This is a genomic window from Ruegeria sp. BB9, from assembly GCF_056539345.1.
In genome coordinates, this window is sequence record NZ_JBQFUU010000001.1 from 580,196 (window position 1) to 594,416 (window position 14,221).

Below are 14,221 nucleotides of genomic sequence, written 5' to 3' on the forward strand. Positions count from 1 at the left end.
TTTGGTTACCGTAAGGAGCAGATTAACCAAGTTTCGAAACAAGACTATTGGGGATATCCCGTATTTTTCTGCCTTAATTGTTAACCGGGGTAAATTAACCCCAGACCAATGGCACGGCCGATCGCCTGGGCGGTCGTTAGTGCGCCCAGTTTCTCTCGCCCGGAACGCATGTGCACTTCGACCGTCCGGTGCGAAATGCACAGAATGTCCCCGATATCCTGCTGGGACTTGCCCTCGGCGACCCATTGCAAGATTTCTTTTTCGCGCGAGGACAGGGTCGGAAGGTATAGAGCCTTGGCCAAAAGGCCAGATTGCATGACGGTGTCATGCGCGTGAACCGCGGCCATCTGGAGGTCGCCCATCACGTGCTTTTTTAGCTTTTTCCATTCCTCGTCCGTGCAATCCTTGGTCACGCTGAGCAAGCCAGTTTCGCCATAAGGTCCCCGAACCGGAACCGTCAGGCCGCGGTCGGTGATCCCGAAGTCATGAGCGTCGCGGAAAACCGCGTTGAACTTGTCGTCGTGATTGAAGCGGCCCCAGTCCACCGGCGCGATGCTGAGCGCCGACTGATATAGGGTGGGATCAAGGTGATGGTAGCCTTGCGTGGCGTAGTGGATCTTCCACTCGTCCGGGTAGTTCGCGTAACCTTGGACGTCACCATTCACGGGATGGGTCGTCGCATAGGACGCATAGTCGAACCCAAGTTCGTTGCAGACAGAATTGATGATGTCGTAAGCCGACCGTTCATCATGATCAATTGTGGCCAAGTCAATAAGTTTCACTCGTCCAACCTTTGTCCCTACGGCATTTCCCCCGAAAAATGCCGTATCTGCCCGTATCACAGCCTACGTTGCGTCAATCTGAACAGATTGCGCAACCCATTTGTACATATCACATGGAGTTATTGAGTGCTAATGGCAACAGACAACCTCCGGATTATTTCGTCCTGTGAGGTATTCTCGGTCAAATTGAATGCTGTATAGACCGGGGTCGATTGCCCCGTTCAAGCTATTCGGACCGCAAGCCAGTTTCAACCAGCATTCCGCGAGCCTTGGCTTCGGGGTAGTACCCCTTTGCATAGAGGAAGATCGCGCGCTGCTGGTCGCCGTCGGCCAACATCCATGCGCCGCGAAGATACTTGCCCGCATACTCCAGGTTGGTGTCAGCATCCAGAAGACCTTTGGCGTCGCCCTTGTAGCCCATCGAACGAGCGGTGGCGGGAAGGATCTGCAGCAGGCCGTAATATGGCCGGTTCGTCGCCCAGGGGCGATGCGTGCTTTCGCGGATCGCCAGCTTATGGACCAACTCTCGCGGAAGTTCGTAGTGATCAGCCCATTTGTTGATCGATTCGCGCAATTCGGGCGTTTCGTTGGGGTGGAGCGGCGGCTCGAATGCCTGTTCCTTCGTCGCTTTGCCAGATGGGTCGCTGCAGGCGGCAATCGGGGCAGCCAGAAGCACTGAAAGCATTATTCGACGCAGGACCTTTGCCATGCAACTTCTCCGGATTGTTACGCGGCTGGATGATACGAAAGTGGCCCGGGGTCGCAAGTCCGGCGCGCTGTGGTGGCCAAAAATTGCCAGTCGAAAGAAAAAGGCCGCGCAATGCAGCGCGGCCTTTGAGATTAACAGACCTGATCGGATCAGGCTTTGGGTTCGTCTTCCTCGGTCGTAGCATCGGCGGCAACCAGTTCTTCGTCTTCCGAAGCGGCCGAGCCGATGTCGTCGAACAGTTCCGCGATTTCAAAATCTGCGGCGGCCTCTTCTTCAGCGGCCAGTTCCTGGATCGACTTGCCCGATGCCTGAAGTTCGGCTTCTTCTTCCGAGCGGGCAACGTTCAGTTTTATTTCGACTTCGACTTCGGGGTGCAGCTTGACGGAAACCGTGTGCAGACCCAGCTCTTTGATCGGCGAGACCAGAACGACCTGCTTCTTGTCAACAGTGAAGCCAGCAGCGGTCGCGGCATCGGCTGCGTCACGCGGGGTGACCGAGCCGTACAGCGCACCGGCGTCCGATGCCGAGCGAATCACGATGAACTGCTGACCGTCCAGCTTTTCAGCCAGAGCTTCAGCTTCTTTCTTGGTTTCCAGGTTGCGGGCTTCCAGCTGTGCTTTCTGGGCTTCGAACGAGGCGATGTTGGCCTCGGACGCGCTCAGCGCTTTGCCTTGCGGCAGCAGGAAGTTGCGGGCGTATCCGGGCTTGACGTCGACGACATCGCCCATCTGACCCAGTTTCGCAACGCGTTCCAGAAGGATAACTTGCATATCAGTCTCTCCTTACTTCACGGCGTAGGGCAGCAGGGCGAGGAAGCGGGCGCGCTTGATGGCGCGGGCCAGTTCACGCTGCTTCTTTGCCGAAACGGCGGTGATGCGCGAAGGCACGATCTTGCCACGCTCGGAAATGTAGCGCTGCAGCAGACGGGTGTCTTTGTAGTCGATCTTCGGCGCGTTTTCGCCCGAGAACGGGCAGACCTTGCGGCGGCGGAAAAACGGTTTTGCGGCCATGATTTGGTGTCCTTTCCTCAGGCGTTGATCAACGGCGCTCGCGGCGGCCATCGCGCTCATCGCGCTTCTGCATCTGGACCGAGGGGCCCTCGGGATGTTCGTCGACCTTGATGGTCAGAACGCGCATCACGTCTTCATGCAGGCGCATCAGGCGCTCCATTTCCTGAACGGCGCCCGACGGTGCGTCGGTCTTCAGGAAGGCATAGTGGCCCTTGCGGTTTTTGTTGATCTTGTAGGCCATCGTTTTGACGCCCCAGTACTCGCTGTCGACGATCTTGCCGCCGTTGTCAGCCAATACGGTGCCAAAGTGTTCGATCAGGCCCTCGGCCTGCGCGTTGGACAGATCCTGACGCGCGATCATTACATGCTCATACAGTGGCATGTTCACTCCTGTTTATATCAAGGCGCATTTCATAGGCGGGGCCAGCAACCCTTCGCGACCCTGCCACGAGAGGCTGCGCGGTTCATGCGTATTGCGAAGGATGGCCCCGTATACACGTTTCTGGATGGGGGGCAAGCCCTGCCATGAATGCCTTTCTCACGCCGCCCAATTACCTTTGGGCTGCCCAAATCCTGACGCTTTTCGGCTTGAGGTTGTTTGCAAGCCCGGCGTTACCCGGGGGGTCTAAAGAAACTTGGACAGGGCAAAAGCGATGGCCGTCATGAACACGAACACATTTCAACAGTCCGCAGCCGGCGCAGCATACGACAAATCCGTGCCCGTGCTTATTTCCTTTGCACCGAATTGGAAGGCCCGGTTGGTCCTGTTCCGTGTGCTGGGTGCATTTCTGATCGTATCGGCCTTTTCGATGTGGCTGATGCCGGGTTCGGTCATCGGGGCCGACGTCTGGACCATCAAGCTGGTCGCATCGCTGATGTTCCTGATCCTCGGGGTGAGCCTGCTGACCATCGAGGTTCTGGATCCGCGTCCCGACGCATATTTCGACCCGATCCGCCGCGAAGTTCGGGTGCTGCAGAAGAACGAAAACGGGCGTCCGCAGACCGTACTGCGCCGCAGCTACGATACGTTGGGCGGAGCCCGGTTCGTGGACGACCAGGTTGAACTCTTTGAAGTCGATGGCAGCCTTCTGATGAAGCTGCCGCTGGAATCGGCGGATGTCAGCCGAGCGCTGAAAGGGCAACTCAGCGGAAGCGTAACAATTTTCGCCTGAATTTTATTCTGTTCATTGAGGAACAGAATTTGTGAGAGAATGAAGGTTGTGTGCCGCCCATGGGCGGCACATCTTTGTTTTGGAGCAACCCAACCGGTTTGCGCTTTGAAAACTTTCGGAGATTGTCATGAAATCCACCCTTATTGCAGCAGCAATTGCCACGGCGGCGACCTCGGCCATCGCGGCCCCGGAAAAATACGTTCTGGACCCAAGCCACAGCCAGGTTGTTTTCAGCTACGACCATCTTGGCTTTTCGACCACCACCGGCATGTTCTCGGGTTTCGAGGGCGAAATCATGTTTGATCAGGAAGATCCAGCAGCGTCGAGCGTGACGGTTTCGATGCCCGTGGTCGAGATGATCACCGGCTGGAAACCCCGTGAAGATCATTTCATGTCCGAAGATTTCTTCGCGGCGACTGCCGAGGAAATGGTGACATTTACCTCGACCTCGATCGAGGTGACGGGTGAGAACACCGCAAAGATCACCGGGGACCTGACCTTGAATGGTGTGACCAAGCCAGTGGTTCTGGACGCCAAGCTGAATCAGGTCGGCGAGCATCCGATGGCGGGCAAGCCTTGGGCCGGGTTCGATGCCACCACCACCCTGGTGCGCAGCGATTTCGAACTGGGCAAGTTCGCGCCTTTCGTCGGAGACGAAGTTGCCATCGCGATTTCGATCGAGGCGCAGAAGGCCGACTGAGCCGGACTTCAGAACTACAGAAACCGCCGGTGGCCGATGCCCCGGCGGTTTTTTCGTGTCGTCGGCTTACTGAGCGTTGCGTGTTGCCGTCAACTCGACCGAAACGGTGACGGCGAAGGCCAGCGAATCCTCTTTCGGCATCGATTGGCCAACCCCGAAGTCGAGGCGGTTGAGGTCCACCGTGCCGGACATTTTGGCAGTCTCGCCTTGGATGTCCAAAGAGAAGGGCAATACAACGTCCAGTGTTTGATCGCGGATGGTCAGCGGTCCCCTTGCTTCATACCCCGTTTCGGTTTTGTAGATCTCGGCATCGAACTTGGCCGTCGGGAATTGCGCCTTGTCGAAGAAATCAGCCCCCATGGCCTGATCGGTCACGGTACCCAGGCTCAAAGATCCGATGGAGACCGTGACCTCTGCCGACCCGGCCGGACCGGGTTCGACGGGGTCGTCAAAGGTGATTGCGGCGGTCCAGTCTGAAAACTGACCGGTAACCGGGTTGCCCAGTTGTGTGATCGTGATGGCAAGCGTGCCTTCTTCCACCTGCCAATCCGATTGAACGGCCGCCAACTCGGCCGTTGCAACCTCGGCATCAGGCTTGTCTGAAAAACTGCCGGTCAGCAGGCCGGCTGACAGAACGCCAACCCAGACAAGCCCAGCAGCTGCGGCGGGAACCATCGAGTGCTTCTGTTCCGGCGGAACCGGCGCAGAGGACGCCCCGGGCAACATTCGCCGCAAAGTACTGTCCTTGTCGATGACGTGGTGTTTCAGTGCTCCGGCGATGTGCAGGGTCAAAGCTGCGACGAGAACCAGCATGAAAAGCCAGTGCAGCGTTGCCATCACCTCGGCCAGATGCTCGGACTTCGGCACCAGTGGCAGGTTCTGCCCAAATGGCCAAAGGATGGGCGCGAAGCCTTCGGTGGCAGCGTGGTCGATCCAACCAGACAGCGGAACCAAAACCAAGGACCCGTACAGCAGCCAATGGACCGTCTCGGCCGCAAAGGCCTCGGGCTTGTTGTCGGCGTTCAGCAGTCCAGGCTTGGTTTGGGTGAGCGACCAGAGAATGCGTGCCAGCGCAACGAAGAAGACGGTGATCCCAACGGTTTTGTGCAGGGAAAACAGCCGTGCGGCTTGGGCAAGATCGGCCTCGGTGGTGGGGATGGTCGGGTCATAGATTGCATGGGCCAGGTTGTTGGCGAACCACCCCAAGGGCAAGGCGGTGAAGATCAACAATGCGGTCAGCCAGTGGAATGTCTTGGTCACGCTGCCATAGCTGACATTGGTGTTGGTTAGGGACATCGATCTTGCGCTCCGGGTTTTCTGCTGTGGCCAAGGTAACCGTGTGACGCACATAGACAATAGCGTGTGGCGCACAGACCCGGTGCCGTCACGCAGAGTGCAGGCAGTGCTTGTGCCGGACCCTCACTCGGTTTACACCCCGGCGCAACCTAACGTCATCCAAGAGGTTGCAATGACACTTGCGTTCGTTTTTCCGGGGCAGGGCGCCCAGACCATCGGCATGGGCAAGGCGCTGGCCGACGCTTATCCGGCCGCCAAGGCCGTGTTTGACGAGGTGGACGAAGCGCTGGGCGAAAGCCTCAGCAGCCTGATCTGGGATGGCGATATCGAGACCCTGACTTTGACGCAGAACGCGCAGCCGGCGTTGATGGCCACATCGATGGCGGCGATGCGCGCGCTTGAGGCCGAAGGGGTCGATGTGACACGGGCCGCCTTCGTGGCCGGTCATTCGCTGGGCGAATACTCGGCCCTTGCCGCAGCCGGCGCGCTGAGTGTCGCGGACACTGCTCGCCTTCTTCGCACGCGCGGTCAGGCAATGCAGAGCGCCGTCCCAGTGGGCGAGGGTGCGATGGCCGCGATCCTGGGGCTCGACCTGGACGCCGTGCGAGCCGTGGCCGAAGAGGCCGCACAGGGTGAGGTCTGCCAGGCAGCCAATGACAATGACCCCACGCAGGTCGTGGTTTCGGGTGCCAAGGCCGCTGTTGAACGCGCCGCTGAAATCGCCAAGGAAAAGGGCGCCAAGCGCGCTGTGATGCTGCCGGTCAGCGCTCCGTTCCATTGTGCCCTGATGCAGCCTGCCGCCGACGTGATGGCCGAAGCTCTGGCGGGAGTCGAAATCAAGGCGCCGGCGGTTCCGTTGGTTGCCAATGTCCGCGCCGAGGCGGTGACCGATCCCGACCTGATCCGGCAATTGCTGGTCGAGCAGGTTACCGGTTCGGTCCGGTGGCGCGAATCCGTTCAGTACATGGTGGCGCAGGGTGTGACCGAAGCGTGGGAGATCGGTGCAGGCAAGGCTCTGTCGGGCATGATCCGCAAGATCGACCGGTCCGTGGCCTGCTCCGCCGTTGGTACGCCGGAAGACGTTCAAAAAGCGCTGCAGGCAGGCGATTAACTCAAAGCTGGTCCGACAGGACACTCGAAAAGGATACCGGTATGTTTGATTTGACTGGAAAATGCGCCCTTATCACCGGGGCTTCGGGCGGGATCGGGGGCGAGATTGCACGCACCTTGCACGCCGCAGGGGCCACTGTGGGCCTGTCGGGCACGCGCGTCGAACCGCTGCAGAAGCTGGCGGATGAACTGGGCGAGCGCGCTCATGTCCTGCCGTGCAATCTGGGTGACCCCGAGGCCGTGGCCGCGTTGCCGAAACAGGCCGCCGATGCCATGGGCGCTGTTGATATTCTGGTCAACAACGCAGGCATCACCCGCGACAACATCTTCATGCGCATGTCCGACGAGGAATGGCAGAGCGTGATCGACGTGAACCTGACCGCCACCGCCAAGCTGTGCAAAGGCGTTCTTCGCGGCATGATGAAGGCGCGTTGGGGCCGCATCATCAACATTTCGTCCGTTGTCGGTGCAACAGGCAACCCGGGTCAGGTGAACTATGCCGCGTCCAAGGCGGGCATGGTCGGCATGACCAAATCGCTGGCCTACGAGGTCGCGAGCCGTGGCATCACCGCCAATGCCGTCGCGCCGGGTTTCATCACGACCGCGATGACCGACAAGCTGACCGATGAGCAGAAATCCGGCATCCTGACGCAGGTTCCCGCCGGTCGGATGGGCGAGCCATCTGAAATTGCGGCGGCCGTTCTGTACCTTGCAAGCCCCGAAGCGGGCTATGTTACCGGAACCACCTTGCATGTGAACGGCGGCATGGCCATGTTGTAGGCGCAGCCAGAGGCAGATGCGAAAGCGTTTGCCTCTTGCGTCGTCTGTGCTATAGGCGGCGCATGTAATCAGGGGCCGGTCGTTCAGGTCGGCCTTCTACTTTCCCGGAGACCCGGGACTCAAACCGCCCGGATCGGGCAAACCAAGGCCACCCCGAGCGGGCAAGGGCAGAACCGGGCAGACCGCCCTGAAATGGAATGAGGAATAGACATGAGCGACGTCGCAGATCGCGTTAAAAAGATCGTTGTTGAGCACCTGGGTGTTGAAGAGGACAAAGTCACCGAGAACGCGTCCTTCATCGACGATCTGGGCGCGGACAGCCTGGACACCGTTGAGCTGGTCATGGCTTTCGAAGAAGAGTTCGGCATCGAGATCCCCGATGATGCAGCCGAGACCATCCAAACCTTCGGCGACGCCGTGAAGTTCATCAGCGAAGCTTCCTGATCGCTTTGAATTTGACCGAAAACGGCGCTTCCGGGCAACGGAAGCGCCGTTTTTTTTTGCCCGCTGGAATTCCCGCTTGCCTCGTGGAAAATCGGTTTGCACTGTTTGCGATGAGGCAACAAAACACCGGGTAAGGGCATGAAAAGATCCGCCCCGATGATCAACACCGCGCGCCTGATGATGTGTGCAATGCGCCCCGAGGACTTTGAACGGTTCGCGGAGATTTGGCGTGACCCCTGCGTGGTGCGTCATATCGGGGGCAAACCCCGCACCCGCGGCGAGGCGTGGGACGCGTTCCTGCGCAATGCGGGGCACTGGCAGATGGCTGGATTCGGGCAATGGGCCGTGTTCTTGCAGGCGAATCGCAAATTGATAGGTCAGGCCGGGTTCTTTTACGGCAACCGCTGTCTGGGCGAAGATTTCGATACCTTCCCCGAGGCCGGTTGGGTGTTGGCGCCCGAGGCGCATGGCCTGGGATACGGGCACGAGGCCGTTCAGGCCGCGCATGACTGGTTCGACCGGATCATGCCCGGGCCCTTGGTGTCGATGATTGACGCGGATCATGAGGCCTCGCAAAAGCTGGCGGCCAAGCTTGGATACAAATTGCTTCGCCAGACAGAGTATCGGGACAGCCCGGTGAAACTGTTTCGCCGCGACGGCCCTCCGGCCCGGAACTGAAACGCTTCTTTTTTCGCGGTGCCGCAAACGGATCGCCGTTTGCCGAAACTGAGAAATGCGAACTTGCGCGCGACCAGTATGCTATCATGGATATCCGGAACGATTGAGCGGAGGAGTGTGCTCATGAGGGTTTATCCTACAATGGAATTGCAGAACGGCCGCTGTGTCACGCTGGACAAGGGCCGTCTGGACGAGCCGATGATCTGGCATGTCGATCCGGTGGAAACGGCCCAAGGCTGGGCCGCCGCAGGTGCCGAGTGGATGCACCTGACCGATTTCGACGCGATCGAGGGGCGGGACACGAACTCTGCGTTTGTCGAACGGATCATCCGCAGCGCCGAGCTGCCTGTTCAACTGGCCGGCGGGTTCCGCTCGCGCGAGCAGGTCGAGCGTTGGATCGACAAAGGGGCGGGCCGCATCGTGATCGGCACCCTTGCGGCGCGTGATCCGCATCTGTTCAAAGAGCTGGCCAAGCTATACCCAGACCAGATCGTGTTGGCCGTGGACGTGTGGCAAGGTTACGTGATGACCGACGGCTGGCGCACCCAAAGCGCGTTCACACCGGAGGCTTTCATCGAAGCGTTTGCCGATGCTCCGCTCGCTGCCATTCTGGTCACCGATATCGACAGCGACATGGTGGATGTAGAGGCGCAGCTGGGCCTGATTTCGGGGCTGGCCGCGCATTCGCGTACGCCGGTGATCGCCAGCGGCGTCGTGCGCAGCAGCGACGACATCTCGCGTCTGGCGTACATTCCCAATATTTCGGGTGCGTTGGTCGGGCGGGCGCTATTCCGCAAGGCGGTCGACCTGTCCGAGGCGTTGGCGGTTGCCAAAACCGCCCATGAACCTGTGGCGCAGTTCCAGTAACGCAGCCTAATCCGTCCGAGATGCCCCTGACAGGTTGTCGGGGGCGGCTCGTGTGGTTCTGCTCTGGCCGTGCGCGGTGTGTGGCGCGGAGGCAGGCGGCAAGCTGCCGGTGCGGAATATGCTGTTGCTCTTGCCCCCGGCCCCCGGGCCGGGGTATGAGCGTTTCTCAAACAGGAAGCAGGCAAGAGGCATTTCATGCGCAGAGTCGTTGTAACCGGTCTGGGATTGGTCACTCCACTGGCCAGCGGGGTCGAGGAAACCTGGTCGCGGCTGCTGGCCGGAGAGTCGGGCGCCGGCCCGATCACCTTGTTCGATGCCGAAGCCGCAGGAGTCACCACGACCTATGCCTGCGAGGTGCCACGTGGTGACGGGACCAACGGGACCTTTAACCCCGATGACTGGATGCCGCCCAAGGAACAGCGCAAGATCGAGGATTTCATCCTGTATTCGATCGCTGCCGCCGAGATGGCCTGCAAGGACGCGAACTGGTTGCCCGAAGACGAGGAAGAACGTCTGCGCACCGGCGTGCTGATCGGGTCGGGCATCGGTGGTCTGGGCTCGATCGCTGAAACCGCCAACCTGATCCGTGACAAGGGTCCGCGCCGTGTGTCGCCCTTCTTCATCCCGGGCGCGCTGATCAACCTCGCGTCGGGTCAGGTCTCGATCCGCTTTGGCTTCAAAGGGCCGAACCACTCGGTGGTGACCGCCTGTTCGACCGGTGCCCACGCGATCGGCGATGCCAGCCGTATCATCCGGTCGGGCGATGCCGACGTTATGATCGCCGGCGGCGGCGAGGGCTGCATCTGCGAGATCGGTATTGCCGGTTTCAACGCATGCAAGGCGCTGTCGACCAAATATGCCGACAACCCCAAGGCCGCCAGCCGCCCCTATGACGTCGACCGCGACGGTTTCGTGATGGGCGAGGGCGCCGGTATCGTTGTTCTGGAAGAATACGAGCATGCCGTGGCCCGCGGCGCCAAGATCTATGCCGAGGTTCTGGGCTATGGGATGTCGGGCGATGCCTATCACATCACCGCGCCGGCCGAGGATGGTGACGGGGCCGAACGTTCGATGAAGGCAGCGCTACGCAGCGCAGGGCTCGAGCCGAAGGATCTGGACTATATAAACGCGCATGGCACCTCGACCATGGCCGACACGATCGAGCTGGGTGCCGTTGAACGGCTGCTGGGCGAACATGCCAGCAAGGCGACGATGAGTTCGACCAAATCGGCCACAGGACACCTGCTGGGGGCCGCGGGCGCGATCGAGGCGATCTTCTCGATCCTTGCGATCCGCGATCAGGTCGCCCCGCCGACGATCAACTTGGACAATCCGGCGGTGGAAACACCGATCGACCTTGCGCCGAATGCCAAGCGCGAGCGGGAAATCAACGTGGCGCTGTCGAACTCGTTCGGTTTCGGCGGCACCAATGCCAGCGTGATTTTCGGGAAAGCATCATAAATGTGGCGGGCTCTGGCATCCAATGCGCTTACCTTTCTTGTGGTCGCCATGTTTCTTCTTGGCGGTGTGATCCTTTGGGGGCAATCGCAATATAAGGCCGAGGGCCCGCTCGATACCGCCATTTGCCTTCGGGTGAAGGGTGGCTCGAACATGAACAAGGTCAGCCGTGACCTGGAAGATCAGGGCGCGATCAGCAGCGCAACGATCTTTCGTATGGCGGCAGACTACACCGACAAGTCGCAGCAGCTGAAGGCGGGTAGTTTCCTGATCCCCGAAGGCGCATCGATGGCGGAAATCATCGACGAAGTCACCCGCAGCGGCGCCAGCACATGCGGAACCGAGGTCGAGTACCGCATCGGTGTGACCCGCACTCAGACACGCGTACGTGAGCTGGACCCTGCAACCTTGAATTTCGTCGAGGTCGCGTCTTTTGTCGTTGGTGAGGACGAAGTTCCTGAAGTCTATCAGGAAAAGCGGAATCAAGCCGATACGCGATACCGTGTGTCCTTGGCCGAAGGTGTCACCAGTTGGCAGGTCGTTGAGGGGCTGAAGGCCGTGGATGCCCTGACCGGAGAGGTCTCGGAAATTCCGCCGGAAGGCATGTTGGCCCCGGACAGCTACGAAATCTCACCCGGTGATGAGCGCACGGCTTTGTTGCAAAAGATGCAGGACCGGCAGCAAGAGCGGATTGCGCGGGTTTGGGAGACGCGTCAAGAGGGGTTGCCCCTGTCCAGCCCTGAAGAAATGCTGATCCTCGCCTCGATCATCGAGAAGGAGACAGGCATTCCGGAAGAGCGCGGTCAGGTTGCCAGTGTCTTTGTTAACCGCCTGAAGCAAGGCATGAAGCTGCAGACAGATCCCACGGTGATCTATGGCGTGACCAAGGGTCAGGGTACGCTGGGCCGAGGCCTTCGCCGCAGCGAGCTTCGGCGGAACACGCCTTGGAACACCTATTTGATCGACGGGTTGCCGCCCACGCCGATTGCCAATCCGGGCCTGGCCAGCTTGCAGGCTGCCGTGACTCCAGACGAGACCGACTTCGTGTTCTTCGTCGCAGATGGAACCGGCGGCCATGCCTTCGCCAAGACGCTGCAGGAACACAACCGAAACGTTGCCAAATGGCGTGAGATCGAAGCCGAGCGGAACAATTCGGGTAACTGATCCGCTCGCTGGTTGAAATCAGAGCCAGCAAAAATCAGGCGGACGACCCACCTGATTTATGAAAAGGCAAAATCTTGGAAAAAGACTGCGCGCATGGAGACATGCGCGCAGTTTTTTATGCGGCCGATTTGCGGCGCGGATGGCGCCGGCGGTTGGCGGGGCCGTTTGTGCCCTGCGGTTTCGGGCCACGGCGTCGATTGCGCTGGCGACCGCCGGGCTTGGCGGCTTCTGCGGCTTCGGGTGCCGTTCCACTGGCGACCGGGATCTCGATCTTCATCAATTTTTGAATCTGACGCAGCAGATCAAATTCATCCGGTGCGCAGAAGGCGATGGCTTCGCCTTCACGGCCGGCCCGAGCGGTGCGGCCAATGCGGTGCACATAGTTGTCAGGAACGTCCGGCAGGTCGTAGTTGATGACATAGGCCACCCCAGGAATGTCGATGCCACGGGCTGCCACGTCGGTGGCAACCAGAACTGTGATTTCGCCGGCGCGGAAGGCCTTGATGGCGCGATCCCGCTGGCCCTGGCTCTTGTTGCCATGGATCGATGCTGCGTTGTAGCCGTCAGCCACCAACCCTTTCATCAGCTTTTCCGCACCATGCTTGGTCCGGGAGAACACAAGCGTCAGGGCGTCGGTATCACGCGAAAGGATCTCGCGCAGCTTGGCGGGTTTTCCCGGCTTTTCAACGAAATGCACCGACTGGGTGATCTTGTCGGCCGCCTTGCCCGGGGGCGAGACCTGCACCCGTTGCGGGTTGGTCAGGTAGGCGCGGCTGAGTTCCTCCATCTGCTTCGGCATGGTGGCCGAGAACAGCATGGTCTGGCGCGGAGTGCCCAGTTGCGGCGCGATTTTGCGCAGAGCGTGGATGAAGCCGAGGTCTAGCATCTGGTCGGCCTCATCCAGAACTAGGTGCCGAACCGAGCCGAGATCGACCGCGCCACGCTCCATCAGGTCGATCAAACGACCGGGGGTCGCGACAAGAATATCGGTCCCGCGCGACAGAAACATGATCTGTTTGTTGATCGACTGTCCGCCGACAACTGTGGCCACACGCAGTTTCGTCTTTTTGGTAAGCGTGCGGAGGCTGTCAGCGATCTGGTTCACCAGTTCGCGAGTGGGAGCCAGGATCAACGCCTTGGCGGTTTTGGGCGCCGGTTTGCCGGGTTGCGCCAGAAGGTGGTCGATCAACGGTAGGCCAAAGGCCAGCGTCTTGCCGGTGCCGGTCTGTGCAAGGCCCAGAATGTCGTGTCCTTCCAGAGCCAACGGGATGGCCTGGTTCTGGATCGGTGTGGGTTGTGTGAAATTTGCGCGCTCGAGCGCGTCGTTCAGAGCCGGCGCGAGGCCGAGCATGTCGAAATCGAACAAGTAGTCTTCCTTTGTGATCCGCGCCGGCATTGGCCGTGCGCGAACGAGAGTGGCTGGCCGTGCAGATTGCACGACCGGCAGGGAGTGTGCGCAGCCTCAGAATTTGCGGGCGAGTCCCGCAACATCCGGCTTTTGCGTCAAGAACCCTGCGTGAATGGGAACTGGGAAAATTGGGCGCTATCTCGGACCTCGGTTCGGTCCGCGTGCTCACGCGGCAGCGCTGTGGCGTAAATGAGCGTTGCTGAGGCGAATGTCAAGCCGACACCGGCAGTCAAGGCTGCCGGTGTCCTATTCGTTGCAAATGGATGTTCAACGACGAGGCGTCGGGGCGGCGGCAGCCAGCGCCTTTTCGACAGCCTGTGTGGTGGAAGGGTGACCGGCCTTGGACAGGCACGAAGCAATTTTGCCCGCGTCAGGGCGCTCGGGGCGGTTGCCGGGCTTGGGACGATCGCCCAGGCAGCTTTGGAGCGCAGATTGCGGAACGCCAATCTCGCTTGCGATCTTGCCAAGATCAGGCCTGCGGTGCCCTGTCTGAGCCTGCGCCACTGTGCCCAAGAGCATCAGGCCGCCCAGACAGATTACCGAGACATAGCTGAGGGGATGGTACATTTTTTGTCCTTCAGATATTTTTCGTATGCTTGTGGTTTATGGTTTTGGTGCAGATTGCGTGTGCAATCAGTTTTTG

17 protein-coding genes are annotated in these 14,221 nt (G+C 60.0%); 9 read left to right on the forward strand and 8 right to left on the reverse strand.

What is annotated here, in order from left to right:
* Nucleotides 1-80: 80 nt before the first annotated feature.
* The 5 genes from ACR0FC_RS02900 to rpsF form a co-directional block, all read right to left on the reverse strand.
* A complete protein-coding gene (locus tag ACR0FC_RS02900; protein WP_170338055.1) occupies nt 81-782 on the reverse strand; it encodes a helix-turn-helix transcriptional regulator in 702 nt (233 codons plus the stop codon).
* A 226-nt stretch (nt 783-1,008) separates the two neighbouring features.
* Nucleotides 1,009-1,491, reverse strand: coding sequence for a lytic transglycosylase domain-containing protein (locus ACR0FC_RS02905; RefSeq protein ID WP_170338057.1), 483 nt, complete (start codon nt 1,489-1,491; stop codon nt 1,009-1,011).
* A 149-nt stretch (nt 1,492-1,640) separates the two neighbouring features.
* Nucleotides 1,641-2,261 (reverse strand): 50S ribosomal protein L9, encoded by a 621-nt coding sequence (gene rplI / locus ACR0FC_RS02910; protein WP_170338059.1) that lies wholly within the window; start codon nt 2,259-2,261, stop codon nt 1,641-1,643.
* Nucleotides 2,262-2,273: 12 nt separating this feature from the next.
* Nucleotides 2,274-2,501, reverse strand: a complete 228-nt coding sequence (gene rpsR / locus ACR0FC_RS02915) for a 30S ribosomal protein S18 (protein ID WP_005608650.1) — start codon at nt 2,499-2,501, stop codon at nt 2,274-2,276.
* Nucleotides 2,502-2,529: 28 nt separating this feature from the next.
* A complete protein-coding gene (gene rpsF, locus ACR0FC_RS02920; RefSeq protein WP_093962413.1) occupies nt 2,530-2,883 on the reverse strand; it encodes a 30S ribosomal protein S6 in 354 nt (117 codons plus the stop codon).
* Nucleotides 2,884-3,163: 280 nt separating this feature from the next.
* Here rpsF and ACR0FC_RS02925 point away from each other — a divergent pair, with 280 nt between their 5' ends.
* Both ACR0FC_RS02925 and ACR0FC_RS02930 read left to right on the forward strand, forming a co-directional pair.
* The gene (locus ACR0FC_RS02925) at nt 3,164-3,673 is read left to right on the forward strand and encodes a hypothetical protein (protein ID WP_244952357.1); all 510 of its coding nucleotides are present in this window, start codon (nt 3,164-3,166) and stop codon (nt 3,671-3,673) included.
* A 127-nt stretch (nt 3,674-3,800) separates the two neighbouring features.
* The gene (locus ACR0FC_RS02930) at nt 3,801-4,373 is read left to right on the forward strand and encodes a YceI family protein (RefSeq protein ID WP_170338063.1); all 573 of its coding nucleotides are present in this window, start codon (nt 3,801-3,803) and stop codon (nt 4,371-4,373) included.
* 66 nt (nt 4,374-4,439) lie between these two features.
* On the opposite strand, the gene ACR0FC_RS02935 is transcribed toward ACR0FC_RS02930, so the two are convergent.
* The gene (locus tag ACR0FC_RS02935) at nt 4,440-5,669 is read right to left on the reverse strand and encodes a cytochrome b/b6 domain-containing protein (RefSeq protein ID WP_170338065.1); all 1,230 of its coding nucleotides are present in this window, start codon (nt 5,667-5,669) and stop codon (nt 4,440-4,442) included.
* A gap of 172 nt (nt 5,670-5,841) precedes the next feature.
* Between ACR0FC_RS02935 and fabD the strand changes: the two genes are divergently transcribed.
* The 7 genes from fabD to mltG all read left to right on the forward strand — a co-directional run bounded on the left by fabD (nt 5,842) and on the right by mltG (nt 12,170).
* On the forward strand, nt 5,842-6,780 hold the full coding sequence (gene fabD / locus ACR0FC_RS02940) for an ACP S-malonyltransferase (protein ID WP_170338067.1): 939 nt from the start codon (nt 5,842-5,844) through the stop codon (nt 6,778-6,780).
* A gap of 41 nt (nt 6,781-6,821) precedes the next feature.
* Nucleotides 6,822-7,559: a 3-oxoacyl-[acyl-carrier-protein] reductase gene (fabG, locus tag ACR0FC_RS02945; RefSeq protein WP_170338069.1), complete on the forward strand. Its 738-nt coding sequence runs from the start codon at nt 6,822-6,824 to the stop codon at nt 7,557-7,559.
* 210 nt (nt 7,560-7,769) lie between these two features.
* Nucleotides 7,770-8,003: an acyl carrier protein gene (locus tag ACR0FC_RS02950; RefSeq protein WP_005982462.1), complete on the forward strand. Its 234-nt coding sequence runs from the start codon at nt 7,770-7,772 to the stop codon at nt 8,001-8,003.
* A 138-nt stretch (nt 8,004-8,141) separates the two neighbouring features.
* Nucleotides 8,142-8,681 carry a GNAT family N-acetyltransferase gene (locus tag ACR0FC_RS02955; protein ID WP_170338071.1) on the forward strand — a complete coding sequence of 180 codons (540 nt, stop codon included), beginning with the start codon at nt 8,142-8,144 and terminating at the stop codon, nt 8,679-8,681.
* Nucleotides 8,682-8,804: 123 nt separating this feature from the next.
* Nucleotides 8,805-9,548, forward strand: a complete 744-nt coding sequence (locus tag ACR0FC_RS02960) for a 1-(5-phosphoribosyl)-5-[(5-phosphoribosylamino)methylideneamino]imidazole-4-carboxamide isomerase (protein WP_170338073.1) — start codon at nt 8,805-8,807, stop codon at nt 9,546-9,548.
* Nucleotides 9,549-9,743: 195 nt separating this feature from the next.
* Nucleotides 9,744-11,009, forward strand: coding sequence for a beta-ketoacyl-ACP synthase II (gene fabF / locus ACR0FC_RS02965; protein WP_170338075.1), 1,266 nt, complete (start codon nt 9,744-9,746; stop codon nt 11,007-11,009).
* Entirely contained in the window at nt 11,010-12,170 is a 1,161-nt protein-coding gene (gene mltG, locus ACR0FC_RS02970; RefSeq protein WP_170338077.1) for an endolytic transglycosylase MltG, read from the forward strand.
* A gap of 115 nt (nt 12,171-12,285) precedes the next feature.
* Here the strand turns inward: mltG and ACR0FC_RS02975 are convergent, their stop codons facing one another.
* A complete protein-coding gene (locus ACR0FC_RS02975; protein ID WP_170338079.1) occupies nt 12,286-13,536 on the reverse strand; it encodes a DEAD/DEAH box helicase in 1,251 nt (416 codons plus the stop codon).
* 309 nt (nt 13,537-13,845) lie between these two features.
* A complete protein-coding gene (locus tag ACR0FC_RS02980) occupies nt 13,846-14,145 on the reverse strand; it encodes a hypothetical protein (protein ID WP_170338081.1) in 300 nt (99 codons plus the stop codon).
* Nucleotides 14,146-14,221 lie beyond the last annotated feature (76 nt).

Excerpts from the sequence above, each read along its gene's own strand:
- ACR0FC_RS02905 (WP_170338057.1), bottom strand. The coding sequence starts at position 1,491 with ATGGCAAAGGTCCTGCGTCGAATAATGCTTTCAGTGCTTCTGGCTGCC.
- rplI (WP_170338059.1), bottom strand. The coding sequence starts at position 2,261 with ATGCAAGTTATCCTTCTGGAACGCGTTGCGAAACTGGGTCAGATGGGC.
- rpsR (WP_005608650.1), bottom strand. The coding sequence starts at position 2,501 with ATGGCCGCAAAACCGTTTTTCCGCCGCCGCAAGGTCTGCCCGTTCTCG.
- rpsF (WP_093962413.1), bottom strand. The coding sequence starts at position 2,883 with ATGCCACTGTATGAGCATGTAATGATCGCGCGTCAGGATCTGTCCAAC.
- ACR0FC_RS02925 (WP_244952357.1), top strand. The coding sequence starts at position 3,164 with ATGAACACGAACACATTTCAACAGTCCGCAGCCGGCGCAGCATACGAC.
- ACR0FC_RS02930 (WP_170338063.1), top strand. The coding sequence starts at position 3,801 with ATGAAATCCACCCTTATTGCAGCAGCAATTGCCACGGCGGCGACCTCG.
- ACR0FC_RS02935 (WP_170338065.1), bottom strand. The coding sequence starts at position 5,669 with ATGTCCCTAACCAACACCAATGTCAGCTATGGCAGCGTGACCAAGACA.
- fabD (WP_170338067.1), top strand. The coding sequence starts at position 5,842 with ATGACACTTGCGTTCGTTTTTCCGGGGCAGGGCGCCCAGACCATCGGC.
- fabG (WP_170338069.1), top strand. The coding sequence starts at position 6,822 with ATGTTTGATTTGACTGGAAAATGCGCCCTTATCACCGGGGCTTCGGGC.
- ACR0FC_RS02950 (WP_005982462.1), top strand. The coding sequence starts at position 7,770 with ATGAGCGACGTCGCAGATCGCGTTAAAAAGATCGTTGTTGAGCACCTG.
- ACR0FC_RS02955 (WP_170338071.1), top strand. The coding sequence starts at position 8,142 with ATGAAAAGATCCGCCCCGATGATCAACACCGCGCGCCTGATGATGTGT.
- ACR0FC_RS02960 (WP_170338073.1), top strand. The coding sequence starts at position 8,805 with ATGAGGGTTTATCCTACAATGGAATTGCAGAACGGCCGCTGTGTCACG.
- fabF (WP_170338075.1), top strand. The coding sequence starts at position 9,744 with ATGCGCAGAGTCGTTGTAACCGGTCTGGGATTGGTCACTCCACTGGCC.
- mltG (WP_170338077.1), top strand. The coding sequence starts at position 11,010 with ATGTGGCGGGCTCTGGCATCCAATGCGCTTACCTTTCTTGTGGTCGCC.
- ACR0FC_RS02980 (WP_170338081.1), bottom strand. The coding sequence starts at position 14,145 with ATGTACCATCCCCTCAGCTATGTCTCGGTAATCTGTCTGGGCGGCCTG.